This is a genomic window from Streptomyces sp. NBC_00440 (assembly GCF_036014215.1).
Taxonomy (GTDB): domain Bacteria; phylum Actinomycetota; class Actinomycetes; order Streptomycetales; family Streptomycetaceae; genus Streptomyces.
In genome coordinates, this window is the sequence record NZ_CP107921.1 from 400,959 (window position 1) to 415,440 (window position 14,482).

Sequence of the window (14,482 nt, forward strand, 5' to 3'; positions counted from 1 at the left end):
GCGTAGGAACGGCGCCGTAAAATGGCATGGGTGATGCCGATGAATGAAACACCGAGTTCTGGTGACGGCGCCCGGCCACGGCGCGGTGGGAAGCCCGCTGAGGGGCAACCGGTCATCGATCGGGCGTTCGCCCTGCTCGGCGCGTTCGACAGTGACCATCGTGCGCAGACCCTCGGCGAACTCGCGCAGCGAAGCGGGATCCCCCGTAGCAGCGCTCTGCGGCTCGCCCGGTCGCTGGTCCATGCCGGTGCACTGGAGCGACTCGACGACGGCCGCTACGTCGTGGGGCTGCGGTTGCTGGAGACCGCGTCACTGGCACCGCGTGGTCACGGGCTGCGGTCCGTGGCCATGCCGTTCATGGAAGATCTCTTCCACGTCACGCGACAGCATGTGCTGCTCGCTGTGCGCGAGCAGCACGAGGCCCTGCTCGTCGAGCGGCTTTCGGCGCTCGACGCCAGTCCCGTGCACTACCGGGTGGGAGGACGCCTTCCGCTCACGACCACCGGCGTCGGACTGGTGCTGCTCGCCTTCGCTCCGACAACCGTCCAGGACCACGCCATCGCCACCTACGAGCCGGAACAGGGCCGTCCCCGACAGGGCCATGACGACATCTGCACCCCGGCCGACCTGCGCCGTGTGCTCGCGGAGGTACGGCGCGGTGACCACGTCTTCGGCCGACAGAGCCATCCCTGGCCTTTGAACACCGTGGCTGCGCCGGTGCGGGACGGTGGTGAGGTGGTGGCGGCGTTGTCGGTCGTGGCGCCCAGTACGGGCTTCGCGGAGGCGGGCTACGGCCCGGCGGTGCGGGCTACGGCCCGTGCGGTCTCCCGCCGGCTTGAGGAGGACAGCCGGCGGACGACGCGTCCCGGCAACACCCGCACCGCTCCGTGAGGTCGGTGAGCCGACATGCGCCACGCCGTCGGCGTCGCCTGGTCACGCTCATGCCGATGTGCGTCAGCGCCGACGCGCCGAGCCGGGCACACCGGGCGACCAACTCCGCCCGGTCCACTGTCAGGCCGTAGAAGGGCGACGCCCTGGGATCATCGTGCCCAGGAGCGACCGGCCGCTGATGACGAGGCGGAGCTGTTCACCGGGGTGGAAGGTGAGCCCGACCGGGAGCAGGTCGATCTCGACGTCGACGATCTCGCCGGGTGAGAGCTTCTCGCCCCGGTCGAAGGTGTGGGCCGGGATGTCCTCGGTCGACAGCTTCTCGTCCAGGTGGCGCATCGACCATGGCGCAATCCGCGACAGTCCTCCCTGGAGCCCGAAGGTCGATGAAGGTGCGGCCACATCAGTCGGACGGGTGGTTTCGTCGGACGGAAGGTGGTCGATGCCGGCGTCGTCCCCGGCGCAGTGCAGATGCCGCGGCTGCCATCCGCGCCGACGGGCAACCGTTACGCCGAACAACGTTTGAATTGACGGAAGTTGGGCCGGAACGCAGGACCGGCCGAACACGAAGATTAGCTCTGGACGAAGTTATTACTTCCCGGTAAGTTGCCGCCGTGTTTCCAAACCACTCGCGACCACTGGTCACCGCACCGGCCGAAGCCGCCGTCGTAGCCCTGCCGCTGACCGGCAGCCTCGCCGGGACAACCAGCCCGGCCGTCACCGTGGAGAACCCGTCCGGGCCGCACCACCTGGAGATCCACCCCCCACACCCACCTCGCCCCTGGAGGGGACAATCTTGAGATCCACTGGGCCGGCTCCCGCCGTCAGGAAGTTCTTCTCCCGAATCCTGCCTGCCACTGCAGCCGCGGTCACCCTCGTTCTCGCGGGAACCTCCGGTTCTGTCGCGGCGCCCCCCAGCGCCACCACCACGGCCACTCCCCTGACCGGACCGCAGTTGGCAGCCTCCTGGACGGGGCCGCTGAGTACCCGCGGACGGTACATCGTCGATGCCAACGGCAACCGCTTCAAGCTGAAGTCCGGCAACTGGTCCGGCGCCCAGGGCACCTATGAGGGCAGCGGCGACGTCAACGACCCCGCGAACCACCAGGCGAACCAGATGTCGAACAACATCCCGTTGGGCCTGGACCGCGCGCCGCTGAAACAGATCACGGACGACTTCCACGAGCTCGGCCTGAACAGCATCCGGCTGCCGTTCGCCAACGCGATGATGCACGACTCCACGGTCGTACCGGACTCCGCGGTCGCGGCCAACCCGCAACTGAAGGGCAAGACCCCGCTGGAGGTGTACGACGCGGTGGTGGCGGCGCTGACCGCCGAGGGGTTCGCTGTCATCCTCAACAACCACACAACCACCTACCGTTTCTGCTGCGGCCTGGACGGCAACGAGCGCTGGAACAGCGGCCAGACCGCCCAGCAGTGGCAGGACGACTGGCTCTTCCTGGTGAACCGCTACAAGGCGAACAAGCGTGTCGTCGGCGCCGACCTGCGCAACGAGATCCGCCGCGACACCTGGGACAACCCCAACTGGGGCCAGGGCGACGATCACGACGCGTACGCGGCCTTCGAGCTGGCGGGCACCCGCATCCTGGGAGCCGACCCCGACATGCTGATCATCATGGAGGGCATCAACTGGCAGGGCATCCCGCTGAACGGGCTGAACTACGGCAGGCCGATGCTGACCCCGGTCCGCAACCTCTCCAACACCCTGATCTCCTCGGGGAAGCTGGTCTACGCCGCGCACTTCTACGGCTACACCGGGCCGAACTACACGGGTGCCGACAGCGGACCTGGGCATACCAACGACTGGCCGTACGAGGACTTCCCGCTCGACCAGCTGAAGCAACTGGTGCACGACGAAGCCCTGTTCGTCACCCAGTCCGGCCAGCACTTCACCGCCCCCGTATGGATCAGCGAGTTCGGTGCGGCCGGCCGAGGGTCGGATGATGCCAAGGAGAAGACCTGGTTCGACAACTTCACCGACATCCTGGTCCAGAACGACACCGACTTCGCGATCTGGCCGATGGTCGGATGGACCGACGCCAACGGCACGCCGCAGGACAACTGGGCCCTGATCTCCTACGACGCCGCCGGCAAACGGCAGAGCCTCAGCGACCCCGGCGACTGGCGGTCCGCCGACTGGAACAAGCTGGTCAATGCCCGCGGCGTCTCAGGTCCGGTCGCACAAGTCGCCCACTGGAACATGCTCGACCTCGACTTCCGGGACCATCACGTCTCGTCCCACATGCTCGCCCAGGGCGACTGGAGCCCCGGCTACCGCAAGGGCGACTGCCCCGACAGTCAGCGCCTGACCGGCCTCGGCCGCAGCGACAAGCGCGGCCTGTGCACCGACGCGAACCAGCCCGCCAAGGGCACCGGTGACTGGGTGGCAGTCCATGACGACCGCTACGTCACCCACGGCGACTGGGCCTCGGGCTACAACAAACTCCAGTGCCCCGACAACACCTTCGCCGTCGGCTACAGCGTCAACGGCAACTCCATGGCCGGCCTGCTCTGCGCGCCGTCCGCCGCACCGCTGCCACTGACCGGCCGCAATGTCTGGTTCGACCAGGGCGACAACCGCCCGGCCACGGGCGGCTCGGTCGAGAGCGACTGGGCTCCCGGCTACTACAAGGGCCAGTGCACCGACAAGGAGTACATCGCAGGCGTCGCCTTCACCTGGCAGCGGAACCACGGCGGGGTCCCCGACGTACTGCTCTGCCGTCCGCTGAGCTGACCCACCGGCATCAGTTCCCTCAGTTCCCTCAGTTCCCTCAGCCCCGCCATCGAGGAGTTCCGGATCCATCCGAAACAGGAGCCGACCGGCTTCGCAAGGCGCGCCCGATGGGCTGAACACGATCGAGACCTCCCTCCCGTGGAATCTCCGCTCGCCCCGCCCGGGTGAGAGCTGCTCAGGCGGAGGCGGCGCGGCGGCGGTCGGGGGTCAGCAGGTACGCGAGTGCCATGTCGCTGAGTTCGTCCCCGTACCGGCGTAGCGCCGTCTCGCCGGTGGCGGGGTCGGGGCGTACGGAGTTGTGGAAGCAGGCGCCGAGGATGGCGCGGGCCGCGGTGTCCAGCGCCGCCTCCGGATGCGAGCGCCGGATCTGGCCTACGTAGGGGGCCGCGGCTTCGAGCAGGAGGCGGTGGATTTCGGTGATGGTGCGGGCGCCACGGTCCAGGGACTTGACCCCCCGCACCCGCAGCAGCTCGGGGAAGAGACTGTTGCTGTCGGCGAAGGACTCCAGCAGTGCGTGCGCGTAGGCGTCCATGACGCCGGAGAGCGAAGGCTCGGCCGCGTCCAGCCGCTCGGCCATGTACTGCTCACGGCGTTCCAGCATCCGCTCGGCCAGGGCGGTGATCAGCTGTTCTTTGTCCTCGAAGCGGCGGTAGATCGTGCCCACCGAGACCCCGGCGCGTTCCGCGACGCCGGTGATCGTCATCTCTTCCAGGCCGGCCGACGAGGCGATCTCCTCGGCCGCCCGCAGCACGCGCGCCAGCGTCGCGGCACTGCGCGCCTGCCGGGGCTCCCTGTAGGGCGCTGGGCGGCCCGGCTCATCAGTCACGTCCCTCATGGTATCGGCGGCAGTCTCGACAGGTGTCCTTGACAAGTGGGGCGTCCCTCTGAGTAACCTTCAAATGCGAACGTGAACTTACATTCGCATCCTATGAGAGGTGCACATGACTGACACCCAGACGTCCCCGCCTGTGACCGTGACGCTCAAGTCGGGGCCCACCGGAGCCGGGAGCATCGACGACTTCGAGCTGTTCTACGCCCGCCGTGCCCTGGACCGCTTCCGGACGCGGCTGGGACGCCAGGGCCTGCTCGACCTCCTGGCGGCGGACATCGAGGAAGGCAATGCCTTCCTGCGCGAGAGCGCCCGCGCATCGGACGGCAACTTCAAGGCAGGCACGACGGTGCTCGCCGCGCAGGGCCTCACCTCGGGCGAGTTCCTGGCCTGGATGGACGGGGCCTTCGCGGGCGACGACGAGCGCGTACTCCTCGCCGCGCACCCCGAGCACTACGCGATGGGCACCGATGCCATCGGGGCGCGCGTGGTGGAGAACATCGGCCCCCACGTCTGTTCCTTCTACATGGGCGGCTGGGGAACGGACGCGATGGCCTGGGCCGCGGACGCCGCCGAGCTCCTCCCGGAGTCCGAGTTCCCGCGCAAGATGTCCTCGAACCTCTTCCTGGAGGACAGCACCGTCGTCGGCCGGGCGCTGATCCAGTTCGGGGACACCCCCGACGGCTTCACGGCGAACCTGACGGTCTACTTCCCCGTCACCTGCCCGGACGAGGTCCTGGACCACCACCTCCGGCACTACGCCGTCGAGTTCAGGAACTGGATTATCGCCGCTGCGGCTGCCCAGGCCTGAGGAACTGCCGGTCTCGCTCACCGTCGGTTGAACTCTTCAGCCGGGCACCGGGCCCTCGCGGCCTCGGCAGCGCCGTTCGGCCCGGCGTCCGACTGAACCGGCTGCTCGGCTGCTCGACTGCCCACCGCATGGGGGCAGTCCGCGTCACTGGCGTACGCCACCACCCGGCCGAGAAGGGCTCGCCCCTCCGCGCACAGCAGAAGACACAGAAACCACGAGACAGCGGGCCCACCGGACTGAAACCTTCCGCACAGCGATGCGGAATCTGCTTGAGGACATCCACCGCCGGATCGCGGTCGCGCCGGCGCCACGCCCTTGAACCGGGCTGAAACTGCCAGGTCGAATTACTCACTCGAATGAGTGGTGAAGCTTTGGCGCCGGCGCCCGGGAAGGGAAACGCTGCCACCCTGAGTTCACGAGTCATTGCTCGTGGACCGGGTCGCAGTGGGTACTCGATTCGCCCACTGCACAAGGAAATTAGAGGTCTTCGCATGGCGGAAGAATCCATTATCCACAGCAAGGCCCAGCACTACTACAACGTGTTCCATCACGAGCGCGACGGGTGGGTCGGCGAAACCGACGTGTACGCCTGGGTGGGCCGCACGACGCAGGAATTCAAACTCACGCCAGGAACCGCCCCCGCCAGCGCGCTGCAGAAATCCCTGCTGGAGTACTGGAAGAGACTGTTTGTCCCTATGGACACAGACGGGGACGGCGTCGTATCACGCGAAGAATTCCTGGCCGGATTTGTCAGCCTGGAGGACAGGCCGGATGATTACGCGCGGATTGTCACGCCGTCCGCCAAGGTCTTCGTGGCCACCGCCGACGTCGACGGAGACGGCGAACTCGACAAGTCCGAGTTCAAGCGCCTGTTTCAGTCCTCTTTCGCGCTGAGCGACGAAGACATCGACGTGTCGTTCGCCGACATCGACACCGACAGCTCCGGCTCCATCTCAACTGACGAGCTGAGAGCGGCCATTCGCGTGTTCCACAGCAGTACTGATCCGAACGACCGAGGCCACCGCCTCCTGGGGCCCCTGCGTTCCTGAGCCGGCAGAACTGGACAGGGTCCTCTCGTCCAGAGCCCCTCGCCGTCGGGTGCTGATTCCTCTCGGCACCGGCGATCAGAGGGGCTCCGCCGGTCCCGCATCGAGCCGCGCTCACGAACAACACGCCAGGAGAACCGACCGTGACCACCCATCCGCGGACAACCAAGGCCCCGCTGGTGACAGCGCACGCCAAGCGCATCGTGGCCGAGACCGGTGTCCTGAACAATGCGTACTTCCGAACGCTGGTAGACGGAAGCATGTCGTTGGAGAACTTCCGCGCAAGCCAGGAGCAACTAGGTTTCGCCGTCACCTACTTCGCCCGTCCGATGGCTGCGCTGGTGTCCCGGATCGAGCACCCCGCGGATCGCGTCGGCATCCTGGGCAATGTCGTGGAAGAACACGGCGGATTCCGCCCTCAGGAATTCCATCACGAGACCTTCCGCGGATTTCTGGCCAGCATCGGCAGCGACACCGTACGGCTGAACGGCCTGACGATGATGCCGGCCGTCCACGCGTACAACAGCGTTCTCAGTGCGGTGTGTACGTGGGAGGATCCGCAGGTAGGAATTGGCTGCATGGGCGCGATCGAGTACGCATTCGCCTCGGTATCGGCCATCACGGGCAACGCGGCTGTGAACCGGGGTTGGGTCGCTCAAGCCGACCTGATGCACTACGGCCTCCACTCCGAAATCGACGAACAACACGCAGAGGACTTCTTCCTGCTGCTGGAACCCCACTACCGGAACCCAGCCGCACGACGCCGAATCGACCAGGGCCTCGGCCTGGGCGCGTACGCGCTGAACCGCCTCTACACCGATCTGTCCGAACTGGGTCGTTCACAGCAAAACTGATCACGGCTGGGCGAGCAGGAAGGCTGCGAGCGCGGTGAATTCGTCAACGTCGGCGAGCAGCCGCCAGGCCGTCGGTGTCGAAGCGACGGGGCCGAACGCCTCTGCCTGTCCCGCAGTACGGCCGGATCCGCGATGGCCTCGCCGCCATTGGCGAGCATCACCGCCACTTTCGCCTTTTCGCCACCAGCCGCCGTACCCAGGTGAAACGGCGGGGCTACCGCCGCACCCGCGGCATCCCCAGCCCGATCCAGGAGATGATCTCCCGCTGGATCTCGTTGTTGCCGCCGCCGAAGGTGAAGATGACGGCCGAGCGGTAGCCGCGCTCCAGTTCGCCGTGGAGCACCGCGCCGGCCGAGCCCTCCTTGAGGGGGCCCGCCGCGCCGATGACCTCCATCAGCCAGGCGTAGGCGTCCCTGCGGGCCTCCGACCCGTACACCTTGACCGCGGACGCGTCCTGCGGGGTGAGCGTGCCGTTCTGTACGGCGTTGACCATCTGCCAGTTCAGCAGCTTCATCGCGTCGAGCCGGGTGTGGGTGCGGGCCAGCCGGCCGCGCACCCAGCCGAGGTCGATGACCCGGCGCCCGCCGTCAATCTCCGTCTCCGCGGCCCACCGCTGGACGTTGTGCAGGGCCCGGATGGCCATGGTGCCGTGGGCTGCGAGGGTGACCCGCTCGTGGTTGAGCTGGTTGGTGATCAGCCGCCAGCCCTTGTTCTCCTCACCGACCCGGCGGGAGGCGGGGACCCTGACGTTCTCGTAGTAGCTGGCGCTGGTGTCGTGGGAGGCCAGGGTGTTGATGAGGGTGCAGGAGTAGCCGGGGTCGTCCGTCGGCACCAGCAGCATGGTGATGCCCTTGTGCGCGGGGGCCGCCGGATCGGTGCGGACGGCGAGCCACACCCAGTCGGCGGTGTCCCCGTTGGTCGTCCAGATCTTCTGGCCGTTCACCGTGTAATGGCCGGTGGTCTCGTCGCCCTCGCGCACGGCGCGGGTCTTCAGCGCGGCGAGGTCGGTGCCGGCGTCGGGCTCGCTGTAGCCGATCGCGAAGTCGATCTCGCCCTTGAGGATCTTCGGCAGGAAGTACGACTTCTGCTCATCGGTGCCGAACTGCATGATCGTCGGGCCGACCGTGTTGAGCGCCATCAGCGGCAGCGGCACACCGGCCTGCGCCGCCTCGTCGAAGAAGATGAACTGCTCCATCGGGGAGAGCCCGCGTCCGCCGTACTCCTTCGGCCAGCCGACACCCAGCCAGCCGTCACCGCCCAGACGGCGGACGGTCTCCCGGTAGAAGCGCTTCTGCGCCGCCGGGTCCGCGTACCGCGCGTAGGCGTTGTCGGGTACCAGGTCGGCGAAGTACGCGCGCAGCTCGGTACGCAACTGCTGTTGTTCGGGGGTGTATTCGAGGTGCACGGCCCCTCCTCGGTGCGGCGTCGGATCGAGGGGCACAGTAGAACGTGTTCCATTCTTTTGGAATGGCGATGACCGTCCTGTCTTCGCCGCCGCCCCCGCATGGGGGCGGCTGTGCCGGGCAGCCGATGCGACAGGGGGCCCGCACCGTTGCACCCTGGTTCCAGGGTGCGGCGCGGGCCGCCCCCTGACCGAGGCATCATCCGGACGAGGCAAGGAATGATTGTGAACGCGGTTCCCACCATCAGCCTGAACAACGGCGTCCAGATCCCCCAGCTGGGCTTCGGTGTGTTCCAGATCGAGCCGGCCGACACCGTCGCGGCGACGCTGGCCGCTCTGGAGACCGGTTACCGGCACATCGACACCGCCGAGATGTACGGCAACGAGAAGGAGGTCGGGCAGGCGGTACGCGACTCCGGTCTGGCCCGCGAGGACGTCTTCGTCACCAGCAAGCTGAACAACGGCTTCCACGCCCACGACGACGCGCTCAAGGCCTTCGACCGGACACTCAGCGAGCTGCGTTTCGACTATCTGGACCTGTTCCTGATCCACTGGCCGCTGCCCGGCGTCGGCGATTTCGTCGAGACGTGGACGGCCATGGAGGAGATCTACCGCTCGGGCCGCGCGAAGGCGATCGGGGTCTCCAACTTCCAGCCGCACCATCTGCGGCGGCTCCTCCAGGAGACCGAGATCGTGCCGGCCGTGAACCAGATCGAGGTCCACCCCTATCTGGCGCAGGACGAGGTGCGCGCGTTCGGCGCCGGGCACCGGATCGCCACCGAGGCGTGGTCGCCGATCGCCCAGGGCAAGGTCCTGGACGACCCGACGATCACCGGGATCGCCCGTCGGCTCGGCCGCACCCCGGCCCAGGTCACCCTGCGCTGGCACATTCAGCGGAACGACATCGTGTTCCCGAAGTCCGTCACGCGCTCGCGCGTCGAGGAGAACTTCGCACTCTTCGACTTCGAGCTCACCGAGGCCGACATGGCCGCCATCACCGGCCTGGATCGCGGTGAGCGCACCGGCCCAGACCCGGACACCTTCAACTACGTCCCGTAGCACGGTGGAGCCGCGAGGGTTCGGGGGCCGCCGGATATCCGCGGCCCCGGACCATCGCGGGCGTACCGCTCCCGCGGCCCCCGGGCCCATCGGCTACGGAACCGGGGTCAGGACGACCTTTCCCGCGACCGTTCCCGACTCGGCCAGCCGCAGGGCTTCGGCCGCGCGGTCCAGCGGGATGCGGGCTGCGACCGGGGCGGTGAGCGAGCCGTCGGCGAGCAGATCCAGTACCTGGATCAGATCGGACCGGGTGCGCGCCCGGAACTCCGCGGCGCGCCGCTTCCCCGCCCAGATGTTGTAGAAGGTGGCACGGCGGCGGTTGGGCAGCAGATTCCAGAGGGCCAGCCGCCCGATCAGCTGGAGCACCGGCAGCCTGGAGGATCCCGGCGTGTCCCGGGTGGCCGCGGTGCCGTACGACACGAGGGTGCCGCCCGGCGCCAGCAGCCGGAACGAGTCGACGACGCCGTCACCGCCGACATGGTCGAAGACGGCGTCCACGCCGTGCGGGGCGGCGGCCCGCAGCCGGTCCGCCAGACCGGGCGCCCGGTAGTCGACGGGGACGACACCCCGGGCGCGCAGGGCCTCATGGTGGCGGGGCGAAGCCGTACCGATGACCTGCGCCCCGGCGAGCAGGGCCAGCTGTACGAGCGTGGAGCCCACCCCGCCGTTCGCACCGTGCACCAGGACGGTCTGCCCGGCGCGGACCCGGGCGGCGCGGTGCAGCATCTGCCAGGCGGTGATCCCGTTGACGACGAGGGTCTCGGCCTCGGCCGGATCGACACCGGCGGGCACCGGGACCAGATCAGCGGCGCGGACCAGCAGACGGTCCGCCCAGCCCCCGGTCTTGAGCAGCGCGGCGAACCGGTTGCCCACCAGACCGGAGTCCACGCCCGGCCCCGCCTCCACGACGGTGCCCACCACGTCGTAGCCCGGCACGAAGGGGTACGCCGGCTGGTCGTAGTACTTGCCGCGGCGCATCTGCTGCTCGGCGAACGAGACGCCGGTGGCCTCCATCTCCAGCAGCACCTCACCGGGCCCGGGGGCGGGCGCCGGCCGGGTCCGCACCTCCAGACCCTCCGGCTCGACGGCACCCGGCAGGACGACCTCGGTGACCGTGGCGTTCCTGAGGAAGCTGGGGTTCTCGGCGTTCGTCATCACTCCACTGCCTTTCGTTATCACTTCACTTGTTAGTTATAACCTCTAACTGAAGAGTGAAGCTGTTACGATTGATTGTCAAGCGCGGTTCACTGCCACAGGCGCGGCACGAAAGGACTCCGTATGAGCGAAGAGACCACGCCCTCCACGCCGCCCGACCGGCGCGCACGTCTGCGGGAGCAGACCAGGCGGGAGGCCAAGGACATCGCCCTGGAGCAGCTGGCCAGGACAGGGCCGGCCGGCATCTCGGTGAACGCGATCGCCAAGGCGATGGGCATGACGGGCCCCGCGCTCTACCGCTACTTCGCCAGCCGCGACGAACTCCTGACCGCGCTGATCGCCGACGCGTACACCGGCCTCGCCGCCGCACTGACCCGGGCCGCCGCACAGGAAACCAACGGCCGGACCACTCCGGAAGGGGTCACGGAGAGCGTGCGGGGAGCGCGGCTGCGCGGGCTGGCACATGCCTGGCGCGGCTGGGCGAAGGAGCATCCGGAGCGCTATCTGCTGATCTACGGGACCCCGGTCCCCGGATACAGCGCGCCCGAGGAGACCAGGACCATCGCGGCCGGAATGATGCGGACCACGGTGTCCGCCTGCGAGGGTCTGGACCCGGCGGAAACGGCGGAGCACCGGGCGCTGCGGGCCTGGACCCGGCTGCACGGGCTGGTCGGCCTGGAGGTCGCGGGCCACTTCGACGGCATGGACTTCGACGTGGACCAGCTCTTCTCCGATGAGGTCGAAAGCCTCATCCGGTAATCCGCGCCCTCAACACCCCCGACGAGTACGGAAGTTACTTACTCAGGTGCCGTTGCCGGACGGCTCGAACTCGCACCAGACGGCCTTGCCGTCCCCGCGCGGTTCGACACCCCAGCGGGCCGACACCGCGTCGATCATCATCAGGCCGCGCCCCGAGGTCGCCGCTTCCCCCGGGGTGCGGCGGCGCGGCCAGGCGCTGGACCGGTCCTTGACCCAGAGCCGGATCCGCCGCACCGGCTCGGGCAGCACTTCGAGGGTCAGGACGGCGCCGCCCTCCGTGTGCAGCAGCACGTTCACCAGGAGTTCCCCCGCGGCGAGCTCCACGTCGTCGACGAGCTCTTCGAGCCCCCAGGCCTCCAGCGCGCCGCGCAGGACGGCGCGGGCCTCGGCGAGCCCTTCCGGGTCGGCCTGGTGGATGTACTGGTGGATACGGGGTGCCTGCGGGGTCCCCGGGTCGGGCGCCCTGCGCAGTACCAGCAGGGCGACGTCGTCACTGGTGCCCCAGCGCTCCCAGAGCCGGGTGGCCACGTCGTCGGCGAGCGCCTCCGCCCCCTCGGGACCCTGACGCACCGCGTCGGCGAGCGCGTCCATCCCGACACCGATGTCGGTACCCGGCTCCTCGACCAGGCCGTCGGTGCAGAGCAGGAGGGTCTCACCGGGCACCAGGTCGAGCCGGGTCTCGGGGTACTCCTCCTGCCCGAACTCCGTGCCCAGGCCGAGCGGGAGGCCGCCGCGTACGTTCGGCCAGCCGACCCGCCCGTCGGTGTGGCGGATCAGTGGTCCGAGATGCCCCGCGCGGACCGCCCTGATCGCACCCGACGCCAGATCGACCTGGGCGTAGGTGCAGGTGGCGAAGCGGTCGGTGTCCAACTCGGCGAGGAAGCGGGAGGCGCGCGCCAGCACGGTGCCCGGGGCGTGCCCCTCCCCCGCGTACGCGCGCAGTGCGATACGGAGCTGGCCCATGATGGCCGACGCGTGTGTGTCGTGGCCCTGGACGTCACCGACCACGATGCCCACCCTGCCGCGCGGCAGGGCGACGACGTCGTACCAGTCGCCGCCGACCTCCCGGCCGCTCCACGCCGAGTGGTAGCGCACGGCGATCTCTGCGGACGGGAACTCGGGGATGCGCCGGGGCAGCATGGCGGACTGGAGCCCGGTGGCGAACTCCCTTTCCTGGTCGAAGAGAACGGCGCGCTGCAGGGACTGGGCGACGATGCCCGCAAGGCCCAGGCAGAGGTTGCGGTCCTCCGACGAGAAGCGGCTGCGCCCCCGGTAGAAGAGCGCCAGACAGCCGATGGAGCGGGCCTGCGCGATCAGCGGCAGGAAGGCCGCAGCGTCGAGCCCCATCCCCTCGGTGTACGGACGCAGCCGGGGGTACTCCTCCGAGAGATCGGCCAGCGAGGTGACGAACCGCGGCTGCTGGGACAGGATCGCGTCGGCCAGCGGCAGCGAGTCGTCGAGCCGGTGGCGCCTCAGGTCGTCCAGGACGTGCATCGTGTCCCCGGAGATCGCGACGAGTTCCAGTGCCCCGCCCGCGACCAGGCCGAGGACGAGCCCGTCGGCTCCGAAGCGTTCTAGCCCGTTGTCGCCGGTCAGGACTGCCGTCACATCGTCGACGGTGACCGCCCGGGAGAGCGCGTCGGTGGTGCCCTGGACCATGGCGGTCACCCGTCGGCGGCCCGCTTCGACGGGGCTGACGGTGACGAATTCGGTCAGTTCGGTCGTCGCGTTGCGCACGATCCCGATGACGCGGTACGGGGTTTCCTGTTCGTCCCGCAGGATCCGGCCGCGGGTGTGGGTCCACTGCCGGACCCCGTTGCGGCGCCGCAGCTGGAAGTACACCCCGTACGAGGAACGGCCGGTCCGGATGGCCTGCGTCAGCGCCGCGTCGAGCCTGTTGCCCTCCTCGGGCGGGATGCGGATGCCCAGGGACTCGGGGCGGCCGTCGAACTCGCCGGGGCGCAGATCGAACACCGCGAGACCGGGCCCGTCGAACTCCAGCGTCCCGCTGCGCAGGTCCCAGTCGAAACTGCCCATGCGGTTGAGGGCCAGCCGCTCGCCCGGCCCGATCAGGGGAAGATCTCGTCCTGCCATACGGTCGCTCCGGAGGAGGGCTGAGGTGCCCAAAGCTTAACTTTTCGCGGTGGGCCCCGCATCAGGGCCGCTGTCCGGGCCGTGCGTCCGGGCTCCCGGAGCGGGACGGCCCGGACGCAGGGGGCTGCCGGGCCGCGTTACCGGCGTTCCAGGGCTCCCCTGACGAAGGCGGCCTGGCCCACGTGCTGCAGGTCGTCGCCGATGACGCTGATGAGCCGGACCCCGAGCGTGACCGGCGGCGACCACGCCTCGTCCACCACCCGGTCGAGTGCGGCGTCGTCGAGTCCCCTGACGAAGCCCACGGTCTGCTCGTGGACCGCGTCGTAGTACCCGGTCAGCAGGGCGGCGTCGGCCCGCACCTGGGCGACCTGCCCGGCGCTCTGGCCGTAACCGGTCTCGGTGTCGGCGAAGGGCAGCCCGAAGCGGGCGGCCCAGTCCTGCGCCAGCCACACCTGCTCAAGACCGGCCGCGTCGGCCACATGGTCGTCCTGCACCCGGGCCAGATGCCAGACCAGCCAGGCGATCGAGTTCGCCCCGCTGTCCAGCTGCACGCCGAGATCCTCGGCCGGGAGGCCGTCGACGGCCTCGTGCACGGACTCCTGGATACGGTCGAACGCGTCTGCCAGCACCTCTGCGGTCTTCATCCGCTGCTCCTCGGCCGTACGAGTGGGACCGCGCCGGCCGGCCGTGCCGGAACGGTCTTGCCTGTCTCCCTGCCCTCCACCTTCGCGGGTCTCCGGTCCCGGCAGAGTGTTCGACACGCACCGCGGCGCACAACCCGTCCGGGCCCCTTCACCCGCCGTTCACCGAACGGGCCGTCCGTGTCATGT

At 69.1% G+C, this 14,482-nt stretch carries 13 protein-coding genes; 7 read left to right on the plus strand and 6 right to left on the minus strand.

The features are described 5' to 3' along the window. The first annotated feature begins 39 nt into the window (after positions 1–39). Positions 40–891: an IclR family transcriptional regulator gene (locus tag OHB13_RS01785; RefSeq protein WP_328375058.1), complete on the plus strand. Its 852-nt coding sequence runs from the start codon at positions 40–42 to the stop codon at positions 889–891. A gap of 120 nt (positions 892–1,011) precedes the next feature. Here OHB13_RS01785 and OHB13_RS01790 read toward each other — a convergent pair whose 3' ends face one another. Beyond that, positions 1,012–1,227, minus strand: a complete 216-nt coding sequence (locus OHB13_RS01790) for a CocE/NonD family hydrolase C-terminal non-catalytic domain-containing protein (RefSeq protein ID WP_266859972.1) — start codon at positions 1,225–1,227, stop codon at positions 1,012–1,014. A 457-nt stretch (positions 1,228–1,684) separates the two neighbouring features. Here OHB13_RS01790 and OHB13_RS01795 point away from each other — a divergent pair, with 457 nt between their 5' ends. Beyond that, the gene (locus OHB13_RS01795) at positions 1,685–3,643 is read left to right on the plus strand and encodes a glycoside hydrolase family 5 protein (RefSeq protein ID WP_328375060.1); all 1,959 of its coding nucleotides are present in this window, start codon (positions 1,685–1,687) and stop codon (positions 3,641–3,643) included. Between the two features lie 175 nt (positions 3,644–3,818). Here OHB13_RS01795 and OHB13_RS01800 read toward each other — a convergent pair whose 3' ends face one another. Next, positions 3,819–4,478 (minus strand): TetR/AcrR family transcriptional regulator, encoded by a 660-nt coding sequence (locus tag OHB13_RS01800; protein ID WP_328375062.1) that lies wholly within the window; start codon positions 4,476–4,478, stop codon positions 3,819–3,821. A 106-nt stretch (positions 4,479–4,584) separates the two neighbouring features. Here OHB13_RS01800 and OHB13_RS01805 point away from each other — a divergent pair, with 106 nt between their 5' ends. From OHB13_RS01805 to OHB13_RS01815, 3 genes are all read left to right on the plus strand, one after another. Next, on the plus strand, positions 4,585–5,283 hold the full coding sequence (locus tag OHB13_RS01805) for a hypothetical protein (protein ID WP_328375064.1): 699 nt from the start codon (positions 4,585–4,587) through the stop codon (positions 5,281–5,283). A gap of 491 nt (positions 5,284–5,774) precedes the next feature. Further along, on the plus strand, positions 5,775–6,332 hold the full coding sequence (locus OHB13_RS01810; RefSeq protein ID WP_328375065.1) for an EF-hand domain-containing protein: 558 nt from the start codon (positions 5,775–5,777) through the stop codon (positions 6,330–6,332). Between the two features lie 140 nt (positions 6,333–6,472). Then, positions 6,473–7,183, plus strand: a complete 711-nt coding sequence (locus OHB13_RS01815; protein WP_266859962.1) for a TenA family transcriptional regulator — start codon at positions 6,473–6,475, stop codon at positions 7,181–7,183. 214 nt (positions 7,184–7,397) lie between these two features. Here OHB13_RS01815 and OHB13_RS01820 read toward each other — a convergent pair whose 3' ends face one another. After that, positions 7,398–8,588 (minus strand): acyl-CoA dehydrogenase family protein, encoded by a 1,191-nt coding sequence (locus tag OHB13_RS01820; RefSeq protein ID WP_328375068.1) that lies wholly within the window; start codon positions 8,586–8,588, stop codon positions 7,398–7,400. A 222-nt stretch (positions 8,589–8,810) separates the two neighbouring features. Here OHB13_RS01820 and OHB13_RS01825 point away from each other — a divergent pair, with 222 nt between their 5' ends. Further along, the gene (locus tag OHB13_RS01825) at positions 8,811–9,644 is read left to right on the plus strand and encodes an aldo/keto reductase (protein WP_266859958.1); all 834 of its coding nucleotides are present in this window, start codon (positions 8,811–8,813) and stop codon (positions 9,642–9,644) included. Positions 9,645–9,737: 93 nt separating this feature from the next. On the opposite strand, the gene OHB13_RS01830 is transcribed toward OHB13_RS01825, so the two are convergent. Continuing rightward, positions 9,738–10,799, minus strand: coding sequence for a medium chain dehydrogenase/reductase family protein (locus OHB13_RS01830; RefSeq protein WP_328375070.1), 1,062 nt, complete (start codon positions 10,797–10,799; stop codon positions 9,738–9,740). A 123-nt stretch (positions 10,800–10,922) separates the two neighbouring features. Between OHB13_RS01830 and OHB13_RS01835 the strand changes: the two genes are divergently transcribed. After that, a complete protein-coding gene (locus OHB13_RS01835) occupies positions 10,923–11,558 on the plus strand; it encodes a TetR/AcrR family transcriptional regulator (protein ID WP_328375072.1) in 636 nt (211 codons plus the stop codon). 42 nt (positions 11,559–11,600) lie between these two features. On the opposite strand, the gene OHB13_RS01840 is transcribed toward OHB13_RS01835, so the two are convergent. After that, positions 11,601–13,652 (minus strand): SpoIIE family protein phosphatase, encoded by a 2,052-nt coding sequence (locus OHB13_RS01840; RefSeq protein WP_266859953.1) that lies wholly within the window; start codon positions 13,650–13,652, stop codon positions 11,601–11,603. 137 nt (positions 13,653–13,789) lie between these two features. Further along, entirely contained in the window at positions 13,790–14,296 is a 507-nt protein-coding gene (locus tag OHB13_RS01845; protein WP_328375075.1) for a mycothiol transferase, read from the minus strand. Positions 14,297–14,482: the final 186 nt, after the last annotated feature.

Coding starts and splice junctions, on each gene's coding strand:
- OHB13_RS01800 (WP_328375062.1), bottom strand. CDS start 4,478: ATGAGGGACGTGACTGATGAGCCGGGCCGCCCAGCGCCCTACAGGGAG.
- OHB13_RS01840 (WP_266859953.1), bottom strand. CDS start 13,652: ATGGCAGGACGAGATCTTCCCCTGATCGGGCCGGGCGAGCGGCTGGCC.
- OHB13_RS01845 (WP_328375075.1), bottom strand. CDS start 14,296: ATGAAGACCGCAGAGGTGCTGGCAGACGCGTTCGACCGTATCCAGGAG.
- OHB13_RS01810 (WP_328375065.1), top strand. CDS start 5,775: ATGGCGGAAGAATCCATTATCCACAGCAAGGCCCAGCACTACTACAAC.
- OHB13_RS01785 (WP_328375058.1), top strand. CDS start 40: ATGAATGAAACACCGAGTTCTGGTGACGGCGCCCGGCCACGGCGCGGT.
- OHB13_RS01830 (WP_328375070.1), bottom strand. CDS start 10,799: ATGACGAACGCCGAGAACCCCAGCTTCCTCAGGAACGCCACGGTCACC.
- OHB13_RS01790 (WP_266859972.1), bottom strand. CDS start 1,227: ATGCGCCACCTGGACGAGAAGCTGTCGACCGAGGACATCCCGGCCCAC.
- OHB13_RS01805 (WP_328375064.1), top strand. CDS start 4,585: ATGACTGACACCCAGACGTCCCCGCCTGTGACCGTGACGCTCAAGTCG.
- OHB13_RS01835 (WP_328375072.1), top strand. CDS start 10,923: ATGAGCGAAGAGACCACGCCCTCCACGCCGCCCGACCGGCGCGCACGT.